This window comes from Bradyrhizobium sp. KBS0727 (genome assembly GCF_005937885.2).
Lineage (GTDB): Bacteria > Pseudomonadota > Alphaproteobacteria > Rhizobiales > Xanthobacteraceae > Bradyrhizobium.
This window is the reverse complement of record NZ_CP042176.1, coordinates 6818174-6844359: the sequence shown is the minus strand read 5'-3', so window position 1 is coordinate 6844359 and position 26186 is coordinate 6818174. Positions and strand designations below refer to the sequence as shown.

The window sequence follows — 26186 nt, the reverse complement described above, 5'->3', positions numbered from 1 at the left end:
GCGCCGTGCAATCCGGGGGGATTTCAATGCATATATCCAATGAAAGCCTTCTCGTTATTCTGTTTGTCGGCCTGGTGGCGGGCTGGGTGGCCGGCAAGATCGTGCGCGGCACCGGCTTCGGCATCATCGGCGACATCCTCGTGGGCATCGCCGGCGCGCTGGTCGCCAGTTTCCTGTTTCCCAAGCTCGGCATTCATATTGGCAGCGGTCTGGTGTCGGAGATCATCTATTCCGCGATCGGCGCCATCGTACTCCTGCTGATCGTGCGGCTGCTTCGCGGCCGGATGTAGCGGCGGCTAAACGCCGGCGTTTCTGTCTGACTACGAAATCGGGGGCCGTCTTTGCGGACGGCCTTGGCCAGCATCGGCGGTGCGCGGCCCCTTGCTTTCCCAAGCTTCTCGAAATTGGATGTGCTAGGCTGTCGTCCGTAGCCCGGGCGCGGTTCCCTTGGCGATGTGACCCGAATAGTCCAGCTGCCGCGGTCGACGTCCTCGCGCCAGAGATCCAGGATCTTTGGCGCGGTGAAAGCTCGACAGATCAATCCCAGGCTCGCATGGTGTTCGTCCGATTTTGATGACCGGGATGTCCCGACGCTACATTGCTTAAATCCTGCCGCCGTCGTTGCTGGCGTTGGTTTGGCGTACAACGCCGTTACTTTTTCGCCAAACGGCATGAATATGTGAAATAGCTTGGTTCGTAATGATGGATGGTGGGCCTTTCTTAAGGTTTGGTCTCTCGCTGCTGGGACGATTTGAGCTGACCGGGCCGGACGGGGTTGTCGATCTGCCGGGCAAGAAGCTTGCAGCCTTGTTGGCCTATCTGGCCTGTACGGCGCCCCAACCACAGTCGCGCGAGAAGTTGTCGGCCCTGTTGTGGGGCTCCCATTTCGACGCTCAAGCCAGACAGAACCTGCGCCAGGCCCTGTTCCGGCTGCGCAGGGTGCTCGGCCAGGACGCGCTGCACGGTGACGGCGAGTTCGTATCGCTCAATGAGGCGGCCATCCTGTGCGATGTCGGCCGGTTCGAGGCCCTGGTCCGCGAGGGCAGCCGCGATGCGTTGAGTGCGGCGGCCGATCTCTACCGCGGCCGGTTCATCGACGACGTCAGCGTCGGCGAAGAGGGCTGGACCGAATGGCTCTCGGGTGAGCGCGAGAGGTTACAGGAACTGGCGCTTGGCGCCATGGTGCGGCTCGGTGAATACGAACTGGCCGCCGGCCGCGCCGAACACGCCCTGAAGGCCGGTCAGCGCGCGATCGCGCTCAACAACATGCGTGAGGACGCGCATCGATTGATCGTGCAGGCGCTGGCCGACGCGGGACGCAAGGCCGAAGCGCTCAAGCACTACCAGGATGTCGTTGCGCGGCTCAAACTCGAATTGAATACTGAGCCTGACGCAGCAACCACGTCGCTCGTCGCCGAGCTTCGCAGCAAGCCGCCGCCGAGCAGATCGCCCGCTGTGGAGATCGCCAAACCCACGCCGGAGCAGCCTGCGCCGGCTGTCCGTTCCGCCGGCTCCGAGCGACGGCAGCTCACGATCATGGCGTGCAACATCGTCGACTCGATGGCTCTATCGGTACATCTTGACCCCGAGGACCTGCGTGATCTGCTCACCACCTTCCACTGGGTGATCGACGATGTCGTGCCGCGATTCGACGGATTTGTCGCCCAGTACCTGAGCGATGGCGCGCTCGTCTATTTTGGCTACCCTGTCGCTCATGAGCATGACGCCGAGCAGGCCGTCCGCGCCGGTGTCGCCATCCTCGATGCGGTCGGCAGGCTGAAGGCCGCTTCCGGCGTGACCCTTCAGGCGCGTGCCGGCGTCGCCACCGGGGTCGTTGTCGTCGGGGAGCAACTGGAAACCGACGACATGCCGCGGCGTGGCAGGCGTGTCGCGATCGGCGAGACACCGGACCTGGCGGCGCGGCTGCAGGCCGTCGCACCGCCGGGCGAGCTGGTTATTTCGGCCGCCACGCGGCGGTTGCTCGGGCGGATGTTCGACTGCCGCGCGCTTGCCGCGATCGAGGTCAACGGGCTGCCGCAGCCGGTCGAGGTGTGGCAGGTGCACGGCGAGACGGCCGGCGTCAGCCGGTTCGAGGCGCGGCGCTCGGGCGTGCTGGCACCGCTCGTCGGCCGGCAAGAAGAGATCGATCTGTTGCTGCGCCGCTGGCATCAGGCCAGAGACGGCGAGGGCCGGGTCGTGCTGCTCTCGGGCGAGCCCGGCATCGGCAAGTCGCGCGTCGCCGAAACCCTGCTGGTCAGGCTCGAGAGCGAGCCTCATGCCCGTCTTCGCTATTTCTGCTCACCCCACCATACCCACAGCGCGCTTTACCCGTTCATTGCCCGGCTGGAACGGGCCGCAAGCTTCGAGCCCGGCAGCGACGTTGGCGCCAGGCTCGACAGGCTGCAGGCGCTGCTCAAGCCGGTGGCGAAAAATCTGCCGCGCGACGTTGCGCTGATCGCCGAGCTGTTGGGCGTGCCGCCGGACGAGCGCTTTCCGGCAGTGGCGGTCAGCCCGCAGCAGAAGCGGGAAATGATTCTTACCGCCCTTTTCGAGCAACTCGACAGCGCCGCGGCGCAGGGCCCGGTCCTGATCGTCGTCGAGGACGCCCACTGGATCGATCCGACATCGCAGGATTTGCTCGATCGAATGATAGAACGCGCCGCCAGGCTGCCGGTGCTTCTGGTCGTTACGGCCAGGCCGGAGTTCCAGCCAGGCTGGATTGGCCAGCCGCATGTGACGATGCTGCCGCTGAGCCGCCTCGGTCGTCTCGACAGCGCCGGCATCATGGGCGGCGTAGCCGAGGGCAGATCGCTGCCGGATGAGGTCGTCGAACAAGTCCTCGCCCGCGCGGATGGCGTACCGCTTTTCATCGAGGAGCTGACCAGCGCGCTGCTTGAGAGCGGGGTGTTGCGTGAGACAACGGACTGCTACGTGCTCGACGGAACGCTGCCGACGCTGGCGATGCCGTTGACGCTGCAAGCCTCGCTGGTGGCGCGTCTCGACCGGGTTGTCTCGGCCAGGGATACGGCGCAGATCGGCGCCGCGATCGGACGGGAGTTCTCCCACGAGTTGATCGGCGCGGTGTCAACCCTGCGTGCCACGGACCTCAACGCGGCGCTCGAGCGGTTGATGGCCTCCGGCCTCGTCGCCCGGCGCGGAACGCCGCCGGACGCGATCTACGCATTCAAGCACGCGCTGGTACAGGACGCAGCCTACGTCACGATGCTCAAGAGCCGCCGGCGGGAGTTGCATGCGAGCATCGCCGAAGCGCTGGTCGGAAGGTTTTCGGCGACGGTCGAACGTCTGCCTGAGGTGGTCGCCCACCATTTCACCGAGGCCGGGCTTGCGAGCGAGGCGGTCGGCTACTGGCGCAAGGCGGGTCAGCTTGCAACCGCGCGGTCGGCCGGCCGCGAGGCCGTCACCTTCTTCGAGCAGGCGCTGCATCTGCTCAGGACACTGCCCGAGAGCCAATCCGCGCTGGAGCAGGGCTTCGATATCCGACTCGAGTTACGTCCGGTGCTGCTCGAACTCGGCAGAGGCCCGCGGATTCTGGAATGCCTTGGTGAGGCCGAGGCGCTCGCCGAGCGGCTCAATGACGATCGCCGGCGCGCCCGGGTTTACGGGTTTATGACGGTCGCACACTCGTTGCGCGGCGAGCTGAGCGAGGCTCTCGCAGCTGGCACCCACGCGCTGGAGGCGGCCGAGCGCCTGCAAGACCTCAGACTTCGCATCGTCACCACGAGTCTTCTGATACAGGTCCATCAGGCCCGGGGTGAGTATGATCGGGTGATCGAACTGGCAACCGGCAACCTCGCCGCATTGCCCGCCGATTGGGTACATGAGACCTTCGGACTTGGTGGACCGCCATCGGTCTGGGATCGGGGTTGCCTGATCATGAGTCTTGCCGAGCTCGGCCGGTTCACCGAAGCGGCCAGGTATGAAGCCGAGGCGATGAGCATCGCCGAACCGACCGAGCACGCCTTTACCATCAGCATGGCCCTGTTCGCCGCCAGCACGCTGCACCTCCTTCGCGGCGACTGGGCCGAGGCGCTCTCGCGGATGGAGCGTTGGATCGCGTTAGCCCGGACCGGGACCTTCCTGTTTCATCTTCCCTGGGGGATAGCGTCCTCCGCCTGGCCGCTGGCGCAGCTCGGCGAGGCGAGCGAGGTGCTGAACCGGCTGACGGAAAGCGAGCCGATGCTCGAACGGTTGGCGGCGGGTCGGATCCTGGCAAACATCGCCTCGTTCTATTGTTCGCTGGCGCGCGCCTGCCTGTTGCTCGGCCGTTGCGATGAGGCAAGGCGTCTCGGCAACCGTGCACTCGAACTTTGTCCCTCCCAGCCCGGGTTTGCAGCCCACGCGTTGCTCCTGCTCGGCGATGTCGCAGCCCGTCCCGATCAGTTCGACGCCGCGCTCAGCGAGACGCATTATCGCGAGGCCCTGGCCATCGCCGAGGGGCTGGGGATGCGTCCCATCATGGCCCACTGCCACTTCGGTCTCGGCAAGGTGTACCTGCGAACGGGAAAACCGGATCAGGCCCGCGATCACCTCGCCGTCGCGACGACGATGTATCGCGACATGGAAATGCGGTACTGGCTTGCGCAGGTCGAGGCGGAGACCTCGCGGCCGCAGTAGCCGCCGCGGACTTCAGCTATTTCGCGCGCGCGACCGCTTCCCCGATCCATTTTCGCACCGCGCCGATGCGGCGGTCGCGCGCCTGTTCGATGCGGGAGACGAGATAGATCGTCTCGTGATAGGCGCCTTCAAATGCGAACGGCGCCACCAGTCGCTTGCCGTAGCCGGGGCGCGTCTTGATCAGCGGCGCCATCGCCAGCGTGACGCCGAGCCCGTGTTCGGCGGCTTCCAGCATCGCCGGCACGCTGTCGAGCCAGAGATGGCCGCGCGGGACGAGGTGCGACAGGCCGGCCTCCTTGAGCCAGGCCGGCCAGGAGCGCGGTTGCGTCGTCAGGTGAATCAGCACCTCGCGCGACAGGTCTTCCGGCGTTCGCAGGCCTTGCTTGACCAGCGCTGGCGCGCAGACCGGCAATCCCTTCACCGTGACCAGCGGTTCGAATTTCAGCCCGGTCGAATGTTCGCGGCCATAGCGGATGGCGACGTCGACGCGTGACGAATTGAAGTCGGCATATTGATGCGTGGCTTCGATGCGCAGCGTTAGATCGGGGTGGCGCCGCTTGAAATCCGGCAACGCCGGCAACAGCACCGCGGAGGTGAAAAACGGCAGCGAACTGATCCAGAGTTCGCTTGTCGCGCCGCGGCGATGCTGCAGCATGTCGCGGCCGGCGTCCTGCAGCGTCGCCAGCGCCACCGCGACTTTCGCCAGATAGCGCTCGCCGTCGGCGGTCAGCCGTACCGAGCGCGCGCCGCGCACGAACAGTTTGACGCCGAACTGCGCTTCCAGTCCGCGGATCTGGTGGCTGATCGCCGAGGGGCTGAGCGACAGGTCGCGCGCGGCGCGGCGAAAGCTCAGCTGCGTGGCGGCGCGCTCGAACGCCAGCAGCGCAGTCAAAGGCGGGATCGCGCGCAGCGCGGATCCGGGGACGTCCAAGGAAACGTTCAAGGGATGAATGATATTCATCTGACGTGACAAAATCCCTTTTGTTTACAGCGTTAGCTTCGTCCAAAATCGTCGAAGACTCAATATTTCTCACCTAAGAACGAGGCCTTTTCGTCATTGCGAGGAGCAAAGCGGACGAAGCAATCCATTCTTCCTTTGCGTGGCGCAATGGATTGCTTCGCTGCGCTCGCAATGACGATCCCTTGCCGACGCATTCCCCCCAAGACTCACAGGGTTTCATCCATGGCGATCTTCGAGCGCTCCAGTCATCTTCATCGGTGGAAACCCTCCGCGCTGGCAGCGGGGCCGTTCGCGGGGCTGCAGGGCGGGGCGGTCGCCAGCCTTCTGACGGCGGAAATCGAGGCGCAGGCAGCTTTGAGGAATTGGGGCACGGCGATCTCGGCCTCGGCCTGGTTCCTGCGGCCGACGCCGATGACGGATCTGCGAACCGAACTTTCGGTCGTCAGCGAAGGCGGCCGGGTCAGCGTGATCGACAACACCCTGTGGCCCGACCATGAAGATCAGCCCTGCGCCACCGTTCGGGTGACGCTGTCGCGCGAACGCGCGGTCGAAGTCCCCGGTTTTGCCGGCCCGGTGGGTGCTGCCGCCAATCCGTTGCGGTTTCCGGTCCGCACCCGGGGCGCGGCGCACGGAAAGCCATGGTTTATGGAGGCCATGGAGGCGCGCGAGGGCGACGGTATCGCCTGGTTTCGTCTCGACCATGCCATCATCGACGGCGCGGGAACCTTGCCGCTGTCATCGGTGCTGGGTCCGGCGGACTGGACCCACGGCATCGCCAGGCCGATCCAGAACGTGGTGGCCGATCCGAACCCGAACCTGACCGTGCAGCTCTTCAGGCCACCGTCCGGTCCGTGGGTCGGCGTCCGCGCCGAAACAAGGTGGCGTCCGGCGGCCGGCCTCGGGGCCGGAAGCGGCGTGCTGCTCGACGTTGTCGGCGAGATCGGCCGGGTCTCGATGTCCGTGATCCTGCTGCCGTTTCCCACCGGGAATCCCAAGGGGGATCCCAAGCCCAAACCGGCCTCAAGGCCGGTGCCGGCGGCCGGCTGACCGGGGAAAGCGTCACTTCTCCGCCCCTGTTACGCAGATCACATGGATTCAGGTTAACGTGACTTAAATGGACGCTGGCCGAAAACATCGGTAAAACCAGTACGTTCCACGTTCCCCGATTCATTTGAAGAGACACGCATTAATGGCAGCCGCTCCCGGCGTCCGGCGTTCCGAACTCGGTGAAGCGTTGCGCGCCTGTCGCGACGCGTTTATCGGCGTCGGCGTCATGAGTTGCATGATCAATCTGTTGTATCTGACCGGCTCGATTTTCATGCTGGAAGTCTACGACCGCGTGCTGCCGAGCCGCAGCGTGCCGACCCTGGTCGGCCTGGTCATTCTCGCCGCCGGCCTCTACATCGCCCAGGGCTTCCTCGACCTGCTCCGCGGCCGCATTCTCGGACGTGTCGGCACCTCGCTGGACGAGGCCATCAACGCCCGCGTGTTCGATACCGTCGTTCGCCTGCCGCTGATGGTCGGCAGTCGCAATGAGGGCCTGCAGCCGTTGCGCGATCTCGACAATGTCCGGTCGTTCCTCGGCAGCATGGGCCCGGGCGCGTTCTTCGATCTGCCCTGGCTGCCATTCTATCTGGCGATCTGCTTCGCGTTTCACTGGCTGCTCGGCCTCACCGCTCTGATCGGCGCCATCATTCTGGTGACGCTGACCCTGATCACCGAATTCATGTCGCGCCAGCCCGCCCGCGATGCGATGACGCTGGCAGCACGACGCAACGATCTGGCCGCCACCAGCCGGCGCAACGCCGAAGTGCTGGTCGCGATGGGCATGTCCGGCCGGCTGACCAAGCGCTGGAGCGAGGCCAACGAAAACTATCTGGCCGGCAATCAACGCGCTAGCGACGTCGCCGGCGGTCTCGGCGCGGTCGCCAAGGTCTTGCGCATGATGCTGCAGTCGGCCGTGCTCGGCGTCGGCGCCTATCTGGTGATTCACCAGGAAGCGACCGCCGGCATTATCATCGCGGGCTCGATCCTGAGCGCGCGGGCGCTGGCGCCGGTTGATCTCGCGATCGCCCACTGGAAAGGTTTTGTAGCCGCCCGTCAGAGCTGGCATCGCCTCAACAAGCTTCTGCTGCAGATGCCGGCGTCGAGCGCGCAAACCCTGCTGCAGAACCCGTCGAAGCGGCTGTCGGTCGAGGCCGTCACCATCGTGCCGCCCGGCGACCAGCGCATCATCGTGCAGGACGTTACATTTGCCGTCGAGGCCGGTAGCGGCGTCGGCGTCATCGGGCCGAGCGGATCGGGCAAGTCGTCGCTGGTGCGCGCGCTGGTCGGCGTCTGGACGCCGTTCCGCGGCAAGGTGCGGCTCGATGGTGCTGCGCTCGACCAGTGGTCATCGGACGTGCTCGGCGCCCACGTCGGCTATCTGCCGCAGGACGTCGAACTGTTCGCGGGCTCGGTGGCGCAGAACATCTGCCGTTTCGATCCCGACGCCAGTTCGGAAGCGATCATCGCCGCGGCCAAGGAAGCCGGCGTGCACGACATGATCATCAAGATGCGCGAAGGCTATGACAGCCAGATCGGCGAGCAGGGCACCGCGCTTTCGGCAGGGCAGGCGCAGCGCGTGGCGCTGGCGCGGGCGCTGTACGGCAATCCGTTCCTGATCGTGCTCGACGAGCCGAACTCCAACCTCGATACCGAGGGTGACGAGGCGCTGACCCGGGCGGTCCGCGGCGCACGCGAGCGCGGCGCCATCGTGATCGTGGTGGCGCACCGGCCGATCGGAATCGAGGCGGTCGATCAACTGCTGGTGCTGAAGGACGGCCGCATGCAGGCCTTCGGTCCGAAGGAAACCGTGCTCGGCCAGGTGCTGCAGCGCGTGGCGCCGCCGCCGCCGATCAAGATCGTTTCCGACGCGGGAGCGAAATCATGAGCGAGGAACTGAAGGGCGCGCGGCGCTCGATCCGGGCGCATATGATCGTCGGCCTCGCGGTGATGCTGATGCTCGCGGGCGGATTCGGCACTTGGGCCTCGACGGTGCCGATCTCAGGCGCGCTGATCGCGCCGGGTTCGGTGGTGGTCGATTCCAACGTCAAGAAAGTTCAGCATCCGACCGGCGGCGTGGTCGGCGAGGTCCGCGTGCGCGACGGCGACACCGTCAAGGCCGGTGACATCGTCGTACGTCTCGACGAAACCGTGGTGAAGGCCAGCCTCGCGATCGTGGTCAAGACCCTGAACGGCCTGTGGGCGCGCGCCGCGCGGCTCGAAGCCGAGCAGCGCGGTCTCGACAAGATCAAGTTTCCGCAGCAGTTGCTCGAACAGGCCAACGATCCCGATGTCCGGGACCTCATCGCCAGTGAAACCAAACTGTTCGAGGTTCGCGTCAACGGCCGCACCGGGCAGAAGGCGCAGTTGCGCGAGCGCGTCACGCAGCTCAACGAGGAAATCGCCGGCCTGACGGCACAGGAAGCCGCCAAGGACAAGGAAATCGCGCTGGTCGAGAAGGAACTGATCGGCGTACGCCAGCTCTACGACCAGCATCTGGTGCAGATATCGCGCCTGACGACGCTGGAGCGCGATCAGGCCCGCCTGTCGGGCGAGCGGGCGCAGTACATCGCGTCACGCGCGCAGGCCAAGGGCAAGATCACCGAAACCGAGCTGCAGATCATCCAGGTCGACAAGGACATGGTCAGCGAGGTCTCCAAGGACCTGCGCGAGACCAACGACAAGATCGGCGAGTTCGTCGAGCGCAAGGTCACCGCCGAGGATCAGCTGCGCCGCATCGACATCCGCGCGCCGCAGGACGGTATGGTGCTGCAGTCGACGGTCCACACCGTCGGCGGCGTCATCACCGCCGGCGACGCCATCATGATGATCGTGCCGCAGGCCGACGCGCTTTCGGTCGAGGCCAAGGTCAATCCTCAGGACATCGACAAGCTGCAGATCGGCCAGAAGACGCTGCTGCGGCTGTCGGCCTTCAACCAGCGTACCACGCCGGAGCTGAACGGCGCCGTCACCCGCGTCTCGGCCGACGTCACCACCGACCAGCGCACCGGGCAGGCCTACTACACCATCCGCGTCTCGATGCCGCCGGAAGAAGTCGCGCGCCTCGGCGACAACAAGATCATCCCCGGCATGCCGGTGGAAGCCTTTGTCCAGACCGGCGACCGCACCATGTTCTCCTATCTGATGAAGCCGCTGAGCGACCAGTTGATGCGCTCGTTCCGGGAGAAGTGACGGCCAATCGCCGCTGCTCGACCAAAACCAAATCTATCGCAGGCCGTCATTCCGGGATGGTCCGAAGGACCAGACCCGGAATCTCGAGATTCCCCGGGGTGCAATTGCACCCCTGAGGTTCGATGCTTTGCATCGCCCCGGAATGACGGCGTTAGTGGTGAGCAGTCCTACCCCGTCAAATTCTGCAGCAGCAACTTCAGCGCCGTCGAGGCGAACGCCTGCATGTTGGCCTGACGATCCGAGCTTGCCGTTTCCAGCGTGAACACCGCTGAAGTGGGGCCTGCGACTGCCATGCAGCTATGGCCGGCGGCGTCGCCGTAGCGGTTGCCGGTCGGCCCGGTGGCGCCGGTCTCCGACAGGCCCCAGTCGGTCGCGAAACGCTGACGGACCTGGCTCGCCAGCAATTTCGCGTAAGGCTCGGACGCCGAGCGGATACCCTTCATCGCGTCATCCGGGATATCCATCAACAGCCGCCGCGCGTCGCGGGTATAGACCACGGCGCCGCCGAGGAAATACGCCGACGCGCCGGGCACCGACAGCAGCGCCGCCGAGATCAGCCCGCCGGTCGAGGATTCCGCAATCGCGATGGTCTGCTTGCGCGCGATCAATTTGGCCGCGATCTGCTCGGCGATTCCAACGAGTTCTTTCATGAAAGTTCAGCTCCGCTTCAGCAGGCGTTTCAGCAATGGCTTTTTCTCTTCAGCGGGCTTGTCGGCAAGCGAGTGATAGACCACGCGAATGAAATTGGTGCTGGCAAGCTCGGTCGGCGCCCACTTCTTGTCGAGATCGGCGAACGGCTTCGCGGCCAGCACGTCGGCCTCGCTCTTGCCGTCCTTGACCAGCGCCGCCATCCGGTCGCGCGCGGTGACCAGCATGGTACGGTATTCGGCGAGCGCCGCCTTGTCGGCGATCGGGCCGTGGCCCGGCACGATGCGGCTCTTGGCGTTGGTGAGCTTGAGATAGATGTCGGTCGCCGCGATCATGCCGCTGATGTTGCCGCCGTTGGCGAAGTCGATATTGGGATAGCGGCCGTTGGTGAAGGTGTCCCCGGTCGCCAGAACGTTCGCGGTCTTGAACCAGACATAGGTGTCGCCGTCGGTATGGGCCTGGCGGATGTGCTTGAGGTCGGCGACGCGGCCGGGAAGCCGGATCTTCGAAAACACCTCATAGGTGTCGGTCGGCAGCGCGCCGGGGGCCGCCGGCGGCGTCTTGGCGCCGGTCAGGCCATTGGTGGTGCCGGCCGCGAGCCTGCTCTTGACGTGGATGTGGGCAACGATGGTGGCGCCGTCCTTGGCGAAGGCTTCGTTCCCGCCGGTGTGGTCGCCGTGATAGTGCGTGTTGATGAGATACTTGACCGGCAGGTTCGAGATCGCGGCGATCGCGGCCTTGATCTTGTCGTGCAGCGGCGCGAACTGGCCGTCGACCATGATGATGCCGGTCTTTGCCACCGCGACGGTGATGTTTCCGCCAATGCTTCCAGGATTTTGGCCCTCGAGCATGTAGACATTGTCGCCGAGGTCGGTGGTCTTGATCTCGACCTTGGAGAAATCGACCGGCGGCGGCGCGGCGGGCGGTGTTGCCGGTGGCGTTTGCTGGGCGAGCGCGCTGCCGGCCCATAGAACAGTGACCGCCATCGCCGCGCGTAGAGTCCGAATCATGAAATTCTCCCAGCTGCCGAATCTTTTCGGGGCGCCCAAATTCGGCACCCAAAACCTTGGACCTATGTGCTCCTAGCACAGGAGGCCCACGTTTGCCGAGTTGCGGTACCGAGGCCGGACTGCTTGAATGCCTGAAATGACCGGGCGGCGTGACTTGCAGAATCAGGCGAGTAGACGCGGCCGGCACACGAGGAAGCTCAGGAAACATCATGACGTCGCCGATTTCGGGCGGCGTGGATTGCGATCTGCATCCCGCCGTTCCCCATCTCACCAGCCTGCTGCCCTATCTGAACGACTACTGGCGCGACCAGGTGACGACGCGCGGCATGACCGATCTGGTCTCGCAATCCTACCCGGTTAATTCGCCGATCTCGGCGCGTCCGGACTGGCGGCCGGCGCAGGGCAAGCCGGGCTCCAGCCTCGCCGACATGCAGAAACAGGCGCTGGATCCGTTTCAGACCGCCTTTGGCATCTGCAACCCCCTGTACGGCGTGCAGATGGTGTTTTCCGAGGACATGCAGGATGCGTTCTGCCGCGCGCTGAACGACTGGCTGGTGAAGGAGTGGCTCGACAAGGACGCGCGCCTGCGCGGCTCGATCGTGATCCCGATGCAAAGCATCGAGAAGTCGGTCGCCGAGATCGAGCGGTGCGCGCAGGACAAGCGCTTCGTCCAGGTGCTGATGCTGGTGATGGGCGACGTGCCCTTGGGCAAGCGCGCGCTGTGGCCGATCTATGCCGCCGCCGAGCGGCTGGGCCTCGCCATCGGCGTCCATGCCGGCAGCGCCTACCACAACCCGCCGAGTTCCGTCGGCTGGGGCTCCTATCACATCGAGGATTATGTCGCCCAGGCGCAGGCGTTCCAGACCCAGCTCACCAGCCTGATCGTCGAGGGCGTATTCGCAAAGCATCCGAACCTGAAAATGGTGATGCTGGAATCGGGTTTTACCTGGCTGCCGGCCTTTCTCTGGCGGCTGCACAAGTTCTGGCGCGGGGTGCGGATGGAAACGCCCTGGGTCGACCGCGCGCCGGCCGAAATTGTGCGCAGCAACATCCGCTTCTCGCTGCAGCCGGTCGACGCGCCGCCGGATCCCGCGACCCTGAACCGCTTGTTTGACCATATGCAGTCGGACGAATTGCTCTTATTCTCGACCGACTATCCGCACTGGCAGTTCGACGGCGATGAGGTGCTGCCGGCGGGGATTTCGCAAGATCTTGTTCGTAAGATCATGATCGACAATCCGCATGCAACCTACAGCCGCCTGAAGCAGCCGGCACCGGCAGGGACATAAGGAGACGACGCCATGAATGTGCAGTTCCGTCCCGAGCCATCAGCCTCCGTTAGCGTCAAGACCGCGATCGCCGATTGCGACATCCATCCGGCGCGCGCGACCGCGACCGAGCTGTATCCGTTCCTCGCCAAGCGCTGGCACGCGCATCTCGAAACCTACGGCAAGCACGCCTATCAAGGCATGATGGAAGGCCCGCCCTATCCGAAGGCGCAGCCCAATGCCTCGCGCCGCGACGCCTGGCCGCCGGAAGGCGGGCCGCAGGGCTCGTCGCTGTCGTTCATGCAGCAGCAGTTGCTCGATCCGCACAACGTCGCCCTCGGCGTGCTCAATCCGCTCGCCACCGGGCAGGGGCTACGCAACCACGACCTGAGCGCGGCGTTGGCGACCGCGATCAACGACTGGCAGATCGAGAAATGGACCTCGAAGGATTCCCGCCTCAAGGGTTCGATCGTCGTCGCCAATGAGGACGGCCCGACCGCCGCCGCCGAAATCCGCAAGCGCGCCGGCGACAAGAATTTTGTCCAGGTGCTGCTGCTCAGCCGCAACGTCGAGCCGCTCGGCCAGCGCCGCTACTGGCCGATCTACGAGGCGGCGCAGGAGATAGGCCTTCCCGTCGGCGTCCACGCCTTCGGCTTCGGCGGCAATCCGATCACGGCGTCCGGCTGGCCGAGCTACTACATCGAGGAAATGGTCGGCCATTCGCAGTGCCAGCAGACCGCATTGTCCAGTCTGGTGCTTGAAGGCGTGTTCGAACGTTACCCTGACCTGAAGATGGTGATGATCGAGGCCGGCTTCGGCTGGGCGCCGTCGCTGGTGTGGCGGCTCGACAAGAATTTCGAGCGGCTGCACTCCGAGGTGCCGCACCTCAAGCGCAAGCCGTCGGAATATATCCGCGACCACATCTGGTGGACCACGCAGCCGATGGAAGACCCGGAACGGCGCGAGCACCTGTTTGAGATGATCGAGTGGATCGGCTGGGACAAGCTCTTGTTCGCGACCGATTACCCGCACTGGGATTTCGACGAGCCGTCGCGCGTGCTGCCGGCCGGCGTCAGCGACGCCAACAAGCAGGCGTTCTATCTCGACAATGCCAAGAAGCTGTACGGAATCTCCTAAATGACGCGTCATGTGATCGCCCCGGTGGACGAGTTGCCGCCGGGGACGCGAAAATTCCTCACCATCGACGAGCGGCCGATCGCGATCTTCAACATCAAGGGCGAGTTCTTCGGCCTGTTGAACCGCTGCCCGCATCAGGGCGCCTCGCTGTGCGAGGGCCCGCTGATCGGGCTGGCGCAATCCTCCGATCCCGGCGAGATCGAATACACCAGGCTCGGCGAGATCATCCGTTGCCCCTGGCACGGCTGGGAATTCGATATCCGCACCGGCCAGTCCTACTGCGACCCCAAGCGTTTTCGCGCCCGCGCCTATTCGGTCAATGTCGAACCGGGATCGAGCGTGGTGAAGGGGCCCTACATCGCCGAGACGCTCGCGGTGTCGGTCGAGAGCGATTACGTGGTGGTGGATCTGTAAGCCGACTGTCGTTCTCCGGCGCGAAGAACACCGCAGCCGTTTTTCTGTGGCCGCTTGGCAACAAAGATTTTGTTCCCCATTCGGAACCGCGTATTTCAATTTACGTCCGCGAAGACTTGGCGTTAGATTTCCTCACCGGGGCGGGGTGAGTTCATAAACATTCAATTTTCGAACCCGGTGGGCCGCAACGCGTGAATGCCTGCGGCCTTTTGCTTTGATTGGCTGTCGACATGAGAGCTGATGATTTCCGTGCCGGAACTTTTTGAGCGCGGCTTCGATCGGCGCGCAGTTACACCAATTTCTGGTGACAGCTCATTCTGCGCTTCGGTTTAATTTGCGCATCGGAAACGAGTCTGGTCCTCTGCCCCCTGGGGTATTCACATCGACACTGACGGGGGCACCATGCTGATGCGTGGAATTGGCGCTGTTGCGCTGATCTTATCTCTTTCATCCGAGGCGCTTGCAGAGAGAAGCGTCATGCAGCGGGTATCTTGCGCGATGGTTCGGGTTTACGTGGCGAGGTATTCGGCTTCGGCAGCAGAAATGTGGGCGCGAAGTCACGGTGCAACCGATGCGCAGATCGAGGCTGCGCGCGAATGTTTGAAAGGTACACCGGAGCGGACCGCGCAGGCGGCTCGCTGGTTTGCCCGGTAAACGCAAGCCGCGCGAAAATCGATTGACCGAACGCTGAACACGCGGCCTGGGCAGCAGCCAGACGACGCGGCCGATGCACGCGCCGACCGCAAGCGGCATGCCGGTCGGCTAGCCCGCGTTCAGCACGATGTTGAACATCACCAGTTTCGACTCCGGCTCCATCTCCGGGGTTGGCTGCAAGAGCTTGGCGACAAGCAAATCCTTTTGCTCCAATGCCGTTTGAAAGAAGCGGTCCGGTTCGAGGTAAGGGTCACCTTCAAAATACATCTGGGTCACGAGCCTGTCCTGCCGGCCCGAAACCTGGAAGTGAATGTGTGCCGGTCGCATTCGGTTGGGCCCCGCAGGATATGCGGCGGGCTTGATCGTCTTGAAGCGATACCGGCCATCGTTGTCGGTCGTCAGAAGGGCCGATCCTTCGAAGTTCGGATCGAGCGGCGCCGGATTGTGATCGCCTGGATGCGTATAGCGTCCATGCGAGTTGGCCTGCCATATTTCAACTTTCGCGTTGCGAACCGGCTCTCCCTTCAGATTGAGCACGCGCCCCGCAACATTGAGGACAAGGCCCGCCGCGCGCCCCGGCCGGCCGGGCACCTTTGTCAGATCGGCATTTCGACCGAGCGCTTTCAGCGGATAGAACGGACCCAGTATTTGCTCTGGCGTGCGCTGTCCGGCGGTTTGCGCGATCGCAAACCTGGTTGAGGCGGCGCTCGCGATGCCGAGCACCGCGGACATCCTCAGGATTTCGCGGCGGCTGAGGTCGTCTATCGAATAAGTCGCCATCGCTGCCACTCCTCAACATGCGATAGATTCACGCTATGGTCGTGCCGTATCTGGATTTGAATCCAGGCTGGGTCAAACGTCAAAAGAATATCCTGGGAGTTGGCCGACCACCACCGGCGGAATAATTGCCGGGTAACGAGTTTGGCGAAACAACCCGAGACCGCTGATGGATATGCATTCCCTGCCGGAAATCACACCGCGACAAAGTCACCGGAACTGGCCGGCTCGGACAGATCGAAATCGGCCGCCGGCTCCGTATGACCTGCTCTCACGCTCAGGCGCTCCAGAGCCCTGGAATTCTGCCGCTCGATAAACCGGATGGCTATCCCGTTGGGCAGCAGCCGGACGACGCGGCCGATGCACGCGCCGACCGCAAGCGGCATGCCGATCCGCGGCTGCACCGGTGTCGAAACCGCGACACCCGTGGCCGAAACATCGATGATAAAGCAGGGATGAACCGACCCGTCCGCCAGGGTCAGCGTCGAATGCGGGTTCGACGGCACGAACCGCGCGTCCTTCCTGATGCACTTGATGGCTGGATTCTTCTGCTTCTTCTCCAGCCAGGTCAGCATGTCCGAGAGTTTTTCGCGCCTGGCGCGGGTCATCTCCAGCTCGAGCAGGAAACTACGTTGCATCGTGTCGCTGATGCGGCCCTCGAATTTCCCGAAGTCGCGAAAATAGGAAGTGAGGCGGTCGCCGACCTTGCCGACGACCGGGACCTCGACGATCATCCGGAACGGCGACACGCGCGTGGTGCGGCAGGCAAAGGTGCGAAGCTTTCCCTGCGGGTCATACCAGTTTGGCAGCGTATAGCTTCCGTCAACGGTGACGTTGACCGCGCGCTGGTTGAGAAAATCCTGAACGGGCACGGGTGATCCTGGAGCGGGGAGACGGTTTGAGCGGCCGCTGATCAACGTCAGCTTTTGGGGCAGCCCCTCGGCCATTCGCGACCTCGGATGCATGGACTGGAGAGACGCAACACATCCCTTGCTCGGGGGATGAACCGGCCTCGGTACCGGGGTTATACGGGAGATTTCTGAAAAGGAGGTAAATGGGTACGCTGACTTTGGTCGCGTCGGTCGCATCGACGGGCGGCTCGATCGATCGTGCCATGCCGGCTGCAAGGACAGCCGGTCGATGTCACCAACGAGGACGACGACGGCTAGCCGTGGTGACGCATCGCGGCAAGACATGGTGGGTCGACGGAGAACGGGTGCGGTGAGGGCTGGCGTCGGTCTCTCTGTCGATCGAGAGCGGCGCCGTGCTACGAGATCGCGATGATCTCGAGCTCCTGACCGGAAGCACCAACGACATCGCCAACGGCTTTGCCCATCAGCGACCTTGCCACCGGGGATACGAAGGAAATCGAACCGGCCTTGGGGTCGGCTTCGTCCTCTCCGACGATATGATATTTCTGCACGCGCCCGTCGTCGCGCCTGAAGGTCACCGTGCTGCCAAAGGCTACCGTGTCGGTTGATGCAGGATTGGCCATGACCTGGGCCGTCCGAACCCGCGCCGCAAAGTAGCGCGCATCGCGCAAGGGGGCCGCGGCCTGCCGCCGCCGTTCGTTGACATCGTCGATCTTCTGCGCAGTCTCGTAGGCCTGACGCGCTTGGTCGAGCTGGAATTCCAGGGCCTTTAGTCCAGCTTCCGTAACGAGGTTCGGATGCGCTGAAATAGGGCGATCGGGCAGCAGCGTCTCCGACGCCGTTTCGGCACTGTCTTCCTTGGTGAAGGCAACGCTCACGCCCGGACTCCCTTCAGCTCAGATATGCAAGAAAAATGTATCGTTGTCGAAAAGGTTCCAAAAGGCCCTAGCGCCAGCCGAGCGCCGGCGCGACGTGTTTCAGGATCGACTCAATGACATGGCCATTATAGTCGACGCCGAGCTGGTTGGGGACGGTCAACAGCAGCGTATCGGCCTCAGTGATGGCCTCGTCATTCCTGAGTTGCTCGATCAGAACCTCCGGCTCGGCGGCATAGCTGCGCCCGAAGATCGCCTGGGTCTCCGGAGAAATAAAGCCGATCTGGTCATCCTCTTCGCCGCCGCTGCCGAAGTATGCCCGGTCGCGATCGTCGGTGATGGCGATAATGCTGCGGCTGACGGACACCCGGGGTTCGCGGGTGTGGCCGGCCTCTTTCCAGGCCGCGCGATAGGCCCTGATCTGGCCCGCCTGCTGGATGTGGAACGGCTCGTTTGTTTCGTTGTTCTTCAGCGTCGAACTCTGCAGGTTCATACCCAGCTTGGCGGCCCATATCGCCGTGGCGTTCGAGCCGGCGCCCCACCAGATGCGATCGCGCAACCCTTCCGAATGCGGCTCAAGGCGCAGCAATCCCGGCGGGTTTGGAAACATCGGGCGCGGATTGGGCTGCGCAAAACCTTGGCCGCCCAGCACGTCGAGGAATACCTCGGTATGGCGCCGGCCCATATCGGCATCGCTCTCGCCCTCGGCCGGTTGATAGCCGAGATGCCGCCATCCATCGATGACCTGTTCGGGCGATCCTCGGCTGAGGCCAAGTTGCAGGCGTCTTTGCGAGATGAGATCGGCCGCGCCGGCGTCTTCGGCCATGTAGAGCGGGTTCTCATAGCGCATGTCGATGACCGCCGTGCCGATCTCGATACGGCTGGTTTTGGCGCCGACGGCCGCCAGCAGCGGGAACGGCGAGGCGAGTTGGCGGGCGAAATGATGGACGCGAAAATAGGCGCCGTCGGCGCCCAATGCCTCAGCCGCGACCGCGAGGTCGATGGATTGCAGCAGCGCGTCGGCCGCCGAGCGGGTCTGCGACTGCGAGGAGGGCGTCCAGTGCCCGAACGACAGGAATCCGATGTTTTTCATGGCGGCTATCTATGCATTCCCTGTCGATTTGCCACATTCACCGCGAGCGGGGCTGCCCTTCGCACGGAGCGCGGACTGGCGTAACGCATCCCGGCACGATTCCGCCGGTCAACGCGGCGAGCTTCCCCCGCTCCATGGTGACGGGCGCTCCGGCGCGGCCGCGGCGCCGACCAGCGGACGACGGTTCCAGTCCAGCACGGAGTCGCTGTGCACCTGTTTGACAACCCGCAAAAAATAGATCGAGGCGGGAATGCCGATCAGGTCGAAGACAAGCATCAAATTGTTGCCGCCGGTTGTGGCGTCGATGAGGTGCATCTGGGCGCAGGTGAAGAACACGCCTGTCAGCGCTACACCCGACAGCGACCATGTGCCGCTGGTGAGATAGCGGCGCACCTGGTGGTCAGCCAGATACCAGCCAACCATGCCGTAGGTGACGGTAACGAACACATTGGCGAGGAACGCGACCGAGGCGAAGTCGATTCCACCCTCGCGCACCACAAGGCCGGCCGACGTGCACACCACCTGGAACGCGACGTCTGCTCCGGGCCGGACAAAGGCCCAAGCCGCCAACCAGCCGGCCACGACGGTGAGGGTCCCGACCAGCAACGCCACCCGGTGCGGCGGGGCTGCGAGTAAACGCTCGCCCTGGCCGCCGCACATCGTCTCGAAGCGCAGCAGGACAAATGTGAGTCCGGCTGGCAGTCCGATCAGGGTGGCCGCGAACATCGGCCAGGAAACGCTCTCGCCCTGTAGCACGCACCAGCCGTGCACCAGATGATGCGGACCGCAGCTTGCAGCCATCAGCGAGAAGCCGATACCAAAGCGGGACCAGCCCCGGTAACTGTGCAGGCTGATCGCTTCCCAGGCCGACAGCAATCCAAGGCCCGCATAGGCCAGCCCGATCGCCAGATTGCCGAGGCCAATGACGAGAGACATCATGGTGAGCCTGCCGCCTTGGTCCCCATGGGGGCGCCGATGTGGTCGAGGAATTCGTCGATGAAGTAATGCTGGCCTCGTCGTACCGGCCCCTCGGTGGAATGTGCGGTATGCAGCGCCCGTTCCGAACGGGGGTGCCAGAGCGGCCTGGTCAGCATCGGCACGATCTTCTCGGCGGCAACAGGCCGCGAAAAGAAATAGCCTTGAGCGACCTCGCAACCCATGCGCAGCAGCATCGCCGCCTGTTCGCGCTTTTCCACCCCCTCGGCGATCGTGTGCTTGCCCATGGCGGAGGCCAGACTCAGGATCGAGGAAACGATCGCTGTATCGCCTGGTTCGCTGCTGAGGCCATCGATGAAGCTGCGGTCGATCTTCAGCACTTCGACCGGCATGTCGCGCAGGCGAGACAGCGACGAGTGTTCGGTGCCGAAATCGTCGATTGCTATGAAGACCCCCAGCTGCTTGACTTGCTCGAGTACCCCTACGACCTCCTCCGTGGCGCCCATCATCACGCTTTCGGTGATCTCCAGGCACAATGCCGTCGGATCGATCCCGGTGTCTGCGAGAACCTGGCGGAGCTCCGCGATAAAGGCCGGCTCCGCGAGCTGGCGGGGCGAGACGTTCACGGTCATGGCCAGCTGCCGGCCTGGCGACAGCTTGGTCCACTCGGCAAGCTGGCGGCAAGACTCCTGCAGTACCTGCCGTCCGATCTTGACGATGAGTCCGCAGTCCTCGGCGACAGGAATGAAGTCACCGGGCGGGATGATGCCTTGCTCGGGATGCCGCCAGCGGACCAGCGCCTCCAGCCCGACCATGTGCCCGTCTTTCAGGCAGACCTGTGGCTGATACTCCACAAAGAGCTGCGATTCCCGCAGCGCCGCCCGCAAATCCGACTCGATTTGCACACGCTTCTCGGCGCGTGCGTACAGTGCGTCGTTGAACTGCTCCAACCGTGCGCGGCCACGGTCCTTCGCCGCGTAGAGTGCGGTGTCCGCTTCGCGCAGCAATTGCTCAGCGGATTTCATGCCGGGCTTGCACAGCGCGACCCCGACGCTCGCCGACACCACGACCTCCTTGCCGGATAGAAGGATCGGCTCGGCCAATGCAGCCAGTATCCGCCTGCCAAGAGCCATTCCAGAATCGTCGGTGGCGCGCGGATGCAGGATAACCATCTCGTCGCCGCCGAAGCGGCTCGCGGTGTCTTCCAGGCGGATACAGCCAGTGATGCGCCTGGCCATCTCCGACAGCACCTCATCGCCACTGCCATGGCCGAGGGAGTCGTTCACAAGCTTGAAATTGTCGAGGTCGACGAACAGAACCGCGATCTGCGCGCCGTCAGTGGCGTCGCGCGCGAGTTCGTGTTCGAGCCGTTCGAGCAGCACGCTGCGCGTGGGAAGCCCGGTCAGCGGGTCGTGGGCCGCCGTATGCATCAACTGCGCAATCGCGGCACGCAGGCGCTCGATCTCCGAACCCGTCCCGGTGGACGGGGCGTCGCCTTTGGCGCGGGGATGAGATTCTTTGGCTGACGCCCCGAGGGGCGTCGGCATATTTCGCTGCAATCCAAGCATCTGCCGCCCCCCTCCCAACTGGCACCGTGGCAACGGTAGGTGTCGCGAGGTTTGCGAGAGGTTGCTGAAAATGATTCGTGGCCCGCGCGAGGTGCCTATCCAACAAGATGGTTAGCCATTTGCTACATGCCGCCGCCGGCTGCAACCCAGAGTTAAGAGCTGAATTTGGGGCGCCAAGTTTACCCCAAATCAACCGGGGCGCGGACCGGGAGCATCGTGTTTGGCCGGACGCCTGTGATTCATCGACGGCTTCGGCCTTCGCGCCCGGAGCTGCCGCCGACGAGTCGCCCGCGCGCAATGACGAATTCATCCGTCGCCCTGCGACAAATCAACCCGACGGGCAAATCAGTGCGGTCACGCAAAAAACTGTCCAGCCCTTCGCGCAAAAATATTCCGGTTGCGTCGTCGGGCAAATCAGGCGTTCAACTTCGCCCGTCTACCGCGACAAGAGGGGCGATCGCGATCGTCACGACCGTGCGGTGGGATGCGATGGACGCGAAGGTTGCGACTGACGAGCGTGGCCACTAGCGTACGGTGAAGTCGTGTGGGCCTGACGCCCCGGTGCTGGCGTCAAGTCGTGTGGAAGCGAAAGCCTCTGCCGATGATGGTGGCAAAAAGCCGGTCACCAGGGCGAGCTCGAAGTAAGCCGTAAAGCCGTTGCGTGGGGGAGGCCGGTGTGTTCACCGCTGAACCTGTATGCTCGTGTGCAGTTTTGTTTGCACAATCGCACGCGAGACCGCGGGTGCAGCGCGCACCCGGTCTTCCCCGCGCCCTCTGTTATCGAGGGCAAGGTTTCCAGCAAAACTCCGGGCGCATCGCGCCGCGAGAATGCGAAGGCGTATTCGAAATTTGTAGGATGGGTGGAGCGAAGCGATACCCATCACCTCACCGGCGGCATTGATGGGTATCGCTTCGCTCCACCCATCCTACGACGCCGTCATCGCGAGGGGGAATCTGTGCCACTATCCCGTCCGCGCCCGTTGTTCCTCGATCGGGTACCCCGGATCGTGGAAGCCTGGCGTCGAGGGATGGCCGGTGACGGAGCGGTCGATCAGCGCTTCGTCTTCCGCGGTGAAGCTGGCCGATAGCGGCCGCACCCGCTTCAGAAGTTGGCGGCGCCCAGATCGTAGGATCCCCGGCTGCCGCGCACGTAAACTCTCGCGGCTGCGGCGCATATCCTGTCGCGGTTGGCGTCGAAGGCGCGGAGGCAGCCTGATTCATCAAGCTGGGCGCCCGGCTGGATTTGCGCCAGCGCCGCCTCATCGACATAGAACGACGCCTCGATCGCGCTGTCATGCCCCCAGAACCGCACGGCGCGGCGGGTGGCGTCATACGAGCGGCTGTGGTTCGGAAAATCGATCACGGTCATTCTCACCAATGACCGCGACGGCGACCCCAATATCCACCGCCACCGAACAAGAGCACCACGACGACAATAAGCAGGATCATTTCCATGGGAATTCTCCACGGCGCCAACGGCTGTGTTCGCCGCGCGCCAAGAATCCAACGGCCCATTCGGGTCATTGTTCCCGGCTGACCTGATCCAGAACGAAAACTGTTGCCGCGAGGTGAGCAATTTTGCTCGCGCCTCGCAACCTCACCCCGTCCGCGCCCGACGCCCCTCGATCGGGTACCCCGGGTCATTGAACCCCGGCGTCGAGGGATGGCCACTCACGACCAGCGTGTCGATCAGCGCCTCGTCTTCCGCCGTGAAGCGATAGTCGAGCGCCTTCAGATAATCGTCCCATTGCGCCTCGGTGCGGGGACCCGCGATCACACCCGAGACGAACGACGAGTTCAGCACCCACGACACCGCGAACTGGCCTGCGGTGATGCCGCGGGCTTCGGCGTGTTGCTTGATGGTCTGCGCCAGTTGCAGCGATTCCGGGCGCCACTCGGTCTGCATCATGCGCTTGTCGGCACGCCCTGCGCGGCTGTCCTTGTCGGGCGGCGCATCGGGCGCGTATTTGCCGGTCAGCACGCCGCGCGCCAGCGGGCTATAGGGCACGATGCCGAGGCCGTAATAGCCGCAGGCCGGAAAGTGCTCGACCTCGGGCATGCGGTTCATCGCGTTGTAGTAGGGCTGGCTGACGATCGGGCGATCGATGCCGTTGTTGTCACAGAGGTTGCAGATCTCGGCGACGCGCCAGGCGCGGTAGTTCGAGACGCCGAAGTAACGGATCTTGCCCTGCCGTATCAGGTCGCCGATCGCGCGCACCGTCTCTTCCAGCGGCGTCGCGTGGTCTTCCTTGTGCAGGTAATAGATGTCGATGAAATCGGTGCCGAGCCGCTTCAGGCTGTCTTCCGCCGCCTGCAGCACCCAGCGCCGCGACAGTCCGCCATGGTTGGGATCGCTGCCGATCTGGTTGGCGAGCTTGGTCGCGAGAATCCAGTTCTGCCTGTTGTTCGAAATCGCGCGGCCGACCACCTTCTCGGAGTTGCCGCCGTTATAAGCGTCGGCGCTGTCGATGAAGTTGACGCCGGCCTCGCGCGCGCTTGCCACGATCCGCGACGACGTCGCCTCGTCGGTGGGCCCGCCGAACATCATGGTGCCCAGGCAAATCGGCGAAATCTTCAAGCCGCTGCGGCCGAGGTTGCGATATTGCATCAGTTGGGTCCTCAAGTTGATCCGTCATTCCGGGGCGCGCGCAGCGCGAACCCGGAATCTCGAGATTCCGGGTTCGATGCTTCGCATCGCCCCGGAATGACGGGGGTGGGCTCTCTCTACGTCCCGCTCTTCAATATCTTGAACACGCCGCTCGCCATCGCGATACAGCGTTTGTCGACCGTCACTTCGGTGGTGATGAATATGAGACTGCGGGTGGAGCGCACCACGTGCGGCCGCGACACCAGCAGTTCGCCGATCTTGCCGGCCTCGACAAAATGAGTATCGAGCTGCACGGTCGCCAGCATTGGCTTGCCGGAGACGTAGCGGGCGGTCATGCCGCAGGTGCGGTCGGCGAAGGTCATCAGCACGCCGCCCTGCACCAGGCCGCGGCGGTTGTGGTGCTTGTCCTCGGTCTGCAGCGCGTATTCGTGCTCGCCGTCGACCACGCGTTGCCACAGCGGGCCGATCAGATGCAGGAATCCGCTAGTTTCGACGATCTTCCAGCCGTCGGATTTGAGCTTGTCCGCGGCCTTGCTGGTCATGTCGTGCTTTCCGTTGGTCTGGCGGGCTGTCATGCGATTGGGGTCATTTCATCGGTCGCGGGTGTGTTGTAGTCAAGCGGGATGGTCAGGTCATTTGACGATACCACCCGGCGGAATATCGCAGAGCTCTGCGCCAGCTTCAGGCGTGTGCAGCCTGACGGTGCTGCGCCGTCGCTGAAGCGGGCCGCGGTGGCGATCGCGCTCACCCGGGCCGAGATGGGCGCGGGGACCGCGTTCCTGCTGACCCGCCGCGCCGCCGGCCTGCGCGCTCATGCCGCCCAATGGGCGCTGCCGGGCGGACGCTGCGACCAGGGCGAAACGCAGGCGCAGGCCGCATTGCGCGAGCTGCACGAAGAGCTCGGCGTTGAACTCAGCGAGGGCGACGTGCTGGGCCTGCTCGACGACTATCCGACCCGCTCCGGCTATCTCATCACGCCGGTCGTGGTGTGGGTGAGCACGGATGCGGCGATCTCGCCGAACCATGATGAAGTCGAGTCCGTGCACCGCATTGCGCTCAAGGACATCGAACGGCAGGACGCGTTCTCCTTCACCACGATCCCCGAAAGCACGCGGCGCGTGATCCGCTTCCGCCTCGACGGTCAACAGATCCACGCGCCGACCGCGGCGCTGATCTATCAATTCCGCGAAGTGCTGGCTGGCCGCGACACCCGCGTCGCCGAACTGGAACAGCCGGTGTTCGCGTGGAAATAGCGAACGACCTCTTTCGGGGCTGACATCACGTGCGCGCTTGCTACAACGGGACGATGTATCGGCCATTGATTCGCTTAGGCTTTGGAATTGTCGCGCTTGCGCTATCGGGCGCGCCGCGCGCCGTGGCGACCGAGCCGCTGCCGGCTTCGGCCGCCGATGCGATGGCGCAGGCGGCCTCGCCGCAGGCCATCGCCGACTATCGCCGCAAGCTTGGGGAATATCAGGCCGCGCGCGCCGCGTTCGAAGAGGTGGCCGGTCCCTATTGGGCCTCGGTCACCGAGAAACGACGCGGCCGCAACGCCAAGCGGCGCGATCGCCAGCCGATCACGCTCGACGATTATGTGCTGACCCACCCACCGCTCTATACCGGGCCGAAGCGGCCGGTCGATCCGGAACCGCAGGAGGAGGGCAAGCCGCGCGAGCGCAAGGCGATCCCGGTCGTCGCCGATCTCTTGCAGGCCGCCGCCGAAGAGTTCCAGTTCACGCCGCAACGCCCCGCAAGCGAAGTCGAGTTCAAGCGCGCCTATGCCCGCTACGCGCTGGCCTCCGGCCTGACGCGCGAGCAGGCGGTGCGGGTCTATTCGTTCGAGACCGGCGGCACCGGCAATTACGACGTGCAGTCGGGCATCGAGCATGGCGGCAAGCGCGCCATCTCCACCGCGATCGGCTACAACCAGCTCCTCACCACCAACAGCGTCGAGCTGCTGGCCGAGCAGGGCCATGAGTTCGTCAAGGAATTGGCGGCGAAGGCGACCGCATTGTCGGGCCCGGCGCGCAAGGCGATGGACCACAAGCTCGCGGTGCTGAAGAAAATGGTGGCGTTCACGCGCACCGTGCCGGACGACTGGTCGGCGCATGAAAAGCTCGCCAATACCGCGCAGGGCTGGGCGGTGCACGCCATGGTGCTGGATATCGACGTCGGCCCGATGCTGCAGACCCACAAGCTGCTGACCTCGGTGATCTTCGCCCGCGCCAAGGGCTACAATCGCCCGCTGACCGCCGCCGAACTCGAAATGATGAACCTGACCGGCGACGGCACCGGGCTCGACATGGTGACCATGCCGCAGGCGATGCGCGAACAGGTGCCGACCTCGAATTTCTTCCAGCGCGGCGGCTACGAGCGCAACCCGGTCGCGATCCGCCACAACACGGTGGCGAAACTGCTCGCAGTGACCGACGAGCGCATGGATTTCAACAGCAACAAGCCCGGCGCCAGGGAATTGGCCGCGGCGTTTTGAACC

Annotated in this window: 22 protein-coding genes; 10 read left to right on the top strand and 12 right to left on the bottom strand. The window is 64.3% G+C overall.

The annotated features are described in order from the left end of the window. The first annotated feature begins 26 nt into the window (after nt 1–26). Both FFI89_RS32110 and FFI89_RS32105 read left to right on the top strand, forming a co-directional pair. On the top strand, nt 27–290 hold the full coding sequence (locus tag FFI89_RS32110; RefSeq protein WP_138831467.1) for a GlsB/YeaQ/YmgE family stress response membrane protein: 264 nt from the start codon (nt 27–29) through the stop codon (nt 288–290). Between the two features lie 412 nt (nt 291–702). Then, a complete protein-coding gene (locus FFI89_RS32105; RefSeq protein ID WP_138831466.1) occupies nt 703–4635 on the top strand; it encodes a BTAD domain-containing putative transcriptional regulator in 3933 nt (1310 codons plus the stop codon). A 16-nt stretch (nt 4636–4651) separates the two neighbouring features. Here the strand turns inward: FFI89_RS32105 and FFI89_RS32100 are convergent, their stop codons facing one another. Further along, entirely contained in the window at nt 4652–5566 is a 915-nt protein-coding gene (locus FFI89_RS32100) for a LysR substrate-binding domain-containing protein (protein WP_246669318.1), read from the bottom strand. Nucleotides 5567–5818: 252 nt separating this feature from the next. On the opposite strand from FFI89_RS32100, the gene FFI89_RS32095 reads away from it, so the two are divergent. The 3 genes from FFI89_RS32095 to FFI89_RS32085 all read left to right on the top strand — a co-directional run bounded on the left by FFI89_RS32095 (nt 5819) and on the right by FFI89_RS32085 (nt 9832). Next, nucleotides 5819–6643, top strand: coding sequence for an acyl-CoA thioesterase domain-containing protein (locus tag FFI89_RS32095; protein WP_138831464.1), 825 nt, complete (start codon nt 5819–5821; stop codon nt 6641–6643). Nucleotides 6644–6785: 142 nt separating this feature from the next. After that, on the top strand, nt 6786–8528 hold the full coding sequence (locus FFI89_RS32090; RefSeq protein WP_138831463.1) for a type I secretion system permease/ATPase: 1743 nt from the start codon (nt 6786–6788) through the stop codon (nt 8526–8528). Next, nucleotides 8525–9832: an HlyD family type I secretion periplasmic adaptor subunit gene (locus FFI89_RS32085; RefSeq protein ID WP_138831462.1), complete on the top strand. Its 1308-nt coding sequence runs from the start codon at nt 8525–8527 to the stop codon at nt 9830–9832. Before FFI89_RS32090 ends, FFI89_RS32085 begins: the two co-directional genes overlap by 4 nt. Nucleotides 9833–9999: 167 nt before the next feature. Here the strand turns inward: FFI89_RS32085 and FFI89_RS32080 are convergent, their stop codons facing one another. Further along, entirely contained in the window at nt 10000–10482 is a 483-nt protein-coding gene (locus FFI89_RS32080) for a CinA family protein (RefSeq protein ID WP_138831461.1), read from the bottom strand. Between the two features lie 6 nt (nt 10483–10488). Next, nucleotides 10489–11490, bottom strand: a complete 1002-nt coding sequence (locus tag FFI89_RS32075) for an MBL fold metallo-hydrolase (RefSeq protein WP_138831460.1) — start codon at nt 11488–11490, stop codon at nt 10489–10491. A 209-nt stretch (nt 11491–11699) separates the two neighbouring features. Between FFI89_RS32075 and FFI89_RS32070 the strand changes: the two genes are divergently transcribed. From FFI89_RS32070 to FFI89_RS32060, 3 genes are read left to right on the top strand one after another with little or no spacing between them, the layout of a single operon-like run. Continuing rightward, entirely contained in the window at nt 11700–12779 is a 1080-nt protein-coding gene (locus FFI89_RS32070) for an amidohydrolase family protein (protein WP_138831459.1), read from the top strand. Nucleotides 12780–12791: 12 nt separating this feature from the next. Further along, nucleotides 12792–13895 carry an amidohydrolase family protein gene (locus FFI89_RS32065; protein WP_138831458.1) on the top strand — a complete coding sequence of 368 codons (1104 nt, stop codon included), beginning with the start codon at nt 12792–12794 and terminating at the stop codon, nt 13893–13895. Then, nucleotides 13896–14309 carry a Rieske (2Fe-2S) protein gene (locus FFI89_RS32060; RefSeq protein ID WP_138831457.1) on the top strand — a complete coding sequence of 138 codons (414 nt, stop codon included), beginning with the start codon at nt 13896–13898 and terminating at the stop codon, nt 14307–14309. It abuts the gene before it with no gap. Between the two features lie 762 nt (nt 14310–15071). Here FFI89_RS32060 and FFI89_RS32050 read toward each other — a convergent pair. From FFI89_RS32050 to FFI89_RS32005, 9 genes are all read right to left on the bottom strand, one after another. After that, complete coding sequence (locus FFI89_RS32050; RefSeq protein WP_138835903.1) at nt 15072–15743, bottom strand: protocatechuate 3,4-dioxygenase; 672 nt, start codon at nt 15741–15743, stop codon at nt 15072–15074. Nucleotides 15744–15934: 191 nt separating this feature from the next. Then, on the bottom strand, nt 15935–16612 hold the full coding sequence (locus tag FFI89_RS32045) for a PilZ domain-containing protein (protein ID WP_138831455.1): 678 nt from the start codon (nt 16610–16612) through the stop codon (nt 15935–15937). Between the two features lie 395 nt (nt 16613–17007). After that, entirely contained in the window at nt 17008–17490 is a 483-nt protein-coding gene (gene greA, locus FFI89_RS32040) for a transcription elongation factor GreA (RefSeq protein WP_138831454.1), read from the bottom strand. 67 nt (nt 17491–17557) lie between these two features. Beyond that, nucleotides 17558–18580 (bottom strand): LLM class flavin-dependent oxidoreductase, encoded by a 1023-nt coding sequence (locus FFI89_RS32035; RefSeq protein WP_138831453.1) that lies wholly within the window; start codon nt 18578–18580, stop codon nt 17558–17560. A 108-nt stretch (nt 18581–18688) separates the two neighbouring features. After that, on the bottom strand, nt 18689–19519 hold the full coding sequence (locus FFI89_RS32030) for a hypothetical protein (protein WP_138831452.1): 831 nt from the start codon (nt 19517–19519) through the stop codon (nt 18689–18691). Further along, nucleotides 19516–21084 carry a bifunctional diguanylate cyclase/phosphodiesterase gene (locus FFI89_RS32025; RefSeq protein ID WP_138831451.1) on the bottom strand — a complete coding sequence of 523 codons (1569 nt, stop codon included), beginning with the start codon at nt 21082–21084 and terminating at the stop codon, nt 19516–19518. Before FFI89_RS32025 ends, FFI89_RS32030 begins: the two co-directional genes overlap by 4 nt. A 1102-nt stretch (nt 21085–22186) precedes the next feature. Further along, a complete protein-coding gene (locus FFI89_RS32015; protein ID WP_168213118.1) occupies nt 22187–22453 on the bottom strand; it encodes a DUF1488 domain-containing protein in 267 nt (88 codons plus the stop codon). A 228-nt stretch (nt 22454–22681) separates the two neighbouring features. Continuing rightward, entirely contained in the window at nt 22682–23692 is a 1011-nt protein-coding gene (locus FFI89_RS32010; RefSeq protein WP_138831449.1) for an aldo/keto reductase, read from the bottom strand. A gap of 116 nt (nt 23693–23808) precedes the next feature. Next, complete coding sequence (locus tag FFI89_RS32005) at nt 23809–24234, bottom strand: PaaI family thioesterase (RefSeq protein WP_138835900.1); 426 nt, start codon at nt 24232–24234, stop codon at nt 23809–23811. 81 nt (nt 24235–24315) lie between these two features. On the opposite strand from FFI89_RS32005, the gene FFI89_RS32000 reads away from it, so the two are divergent. Next, complete coding sequence (locus FFI89_RS32000) at nt 24316–24945, top strand: CoA pyrophosphatase (RefSeq protein WP_138831448.1); 630 nt, start codon at nt 24316–24318, stop codon at nt 24943–24945. Nucleotides 24946–24998: 53 nt separating this feature from the next. Beyond that, nucleotides 24999–26183 carry a hypothetical protein gene (locus FFI89_RS31995; protein WP_138831447.1) on the top strand — a complete coding sequence of 395 codons (1185 nt, stop codon included), beginning with the start codon at nt 24999–25001 and terminating at the stop codon, nt 26181–26183. Nucleotides 26184–26186 lie beyond the last annotated feature (3 nt).

Coding starts and splice junctions, on each gene's coding strand:
- FFI89_RS32015 (WP_168213118.1), bottom strand. CDS start 22,453: ATGACCGTGATCGATTTTCCGAACCACAGCCGCTCGTATGACGCCACC.
- FFI89_RS32105 (WP_138831466.1), top strand. CDS start 703: ATGGATGGTGGGCCTTTCTTAAGGTTTGGTCTCTCGCTGCTGGGACGA.
- FFI89_RS32000 (WP_138831448.1), top strand. CDS start 24,316: ATGGTCAGGTCATTTGACGATACCACCCGGCGGAATATCGCAGAGCTC.
- FFI89_RS32095 (WP_138831464.1), top strand. CDS start 5,819: ATGGCGATCTTCGAGCGCTCCAGTCATCTTCATCGGTGGAAACCCTCC.
- FFI89_RS32065 (WP_138831458.1), top strand. CDS start 12,792: ATGAATGTGCAGTTCCGTCCCGAGCCATCAGCCTCCGTTAGCGTCAAG.
- FFI89_RS31995 (WP_138831447.1), top strand. CDS start 24,999: ATGTATCGGCCATTGATTCGCTTAGGCTTTGGAATTGTCGCGCTTGCG.
- FFI89_RS32080 (WP_138831461.1), bottom strand. CDS start 10,482: ATGAAAGAACTCGTTGGAATCGCCGAGCAGATCGCGGCCAAATTGATC.
- FFI89_RS32075 (WP_138831460.1), bottom strand. CDS start 11,490: ATGATTCGGACTCTACGCGCGGCGATGGCGGTCACTGTTCTATGGGCC.
- FFI89_RS32005 (WP_138835900.1), bottom strand. CDS start 24,234: ATGACCAGCAAGGCCGCGGACAAGCTCAAATCCGACGGCTGGAAGATC.
- FFI89_RS32025 (WP_138831451.1), bottom strand. CDS start 21,084: ATGCTTGGATTGCAGCGAAATATGCCGACGCCCCTCGGGGCGTCAGCC.
- FFI89_RS32010 (WP_138831449.1), bottom strand. CDS start 23,692: ATGCAATATCGCAACCTCGGCCGCAGCGGCTTGAAGATTTCGCCGATT.
- FFI89_RS32085 (WP_138831462.1), top strand. CDS start 8,525: ATGAGCGAGGAACTGAAGGGCGCGCGGCGCTCGATCCGGGCGCATATG.
- FFI89_RS32035 (WP_138831453.1), bottom strand. CDS start 18,580: ATGAAAAACATCGGATTCCTGTCGTTCGGGCACTGGACGCCCTCCTCG.
- FFI89_RS32110 (WP_138831467.1), top strand. CDS start 27: ATGCATATATCCAATGAAAGCCTTCTCGTTATTCTGTTTGTCGGCCTG.
- FFI89_RS32090 (WP_138831463.1), top strand. CDS start 6,786: ATGGCAGCCGCTCCCGGCGTCCGGCGTTCCGAACTCGGTGAAGCGTTG.
- FFI89_RS32030 (WP_138831452.1), bottom strand. CDS start 19,519: ATGATGTCTCTCGTCATTGGCCTCGGCAATCTGGCGATCGGGCTGGCC.
- FFI89_RS32050 (WP_138835903.1), bottom strand. CDS start 15,743: ATGGCGACTTATTCGATAGACGACCTCAGCCGCCGCGAAATCCTGAGG.
- FFI89_RS32060 (WP_138831457.1), top strand. CDS start 13,896: ATGACGCGTCATGTGATCGCCCCGGTGGACGAGTTGCCGCCGGGGACG.
- FFI89_RS32070 (WP_138831459.1), top strand. CDS start 11,700: ATGACGTCGCCGATTTCGGGCGGCGTGGATTGCGATCTGCATCCCGCC.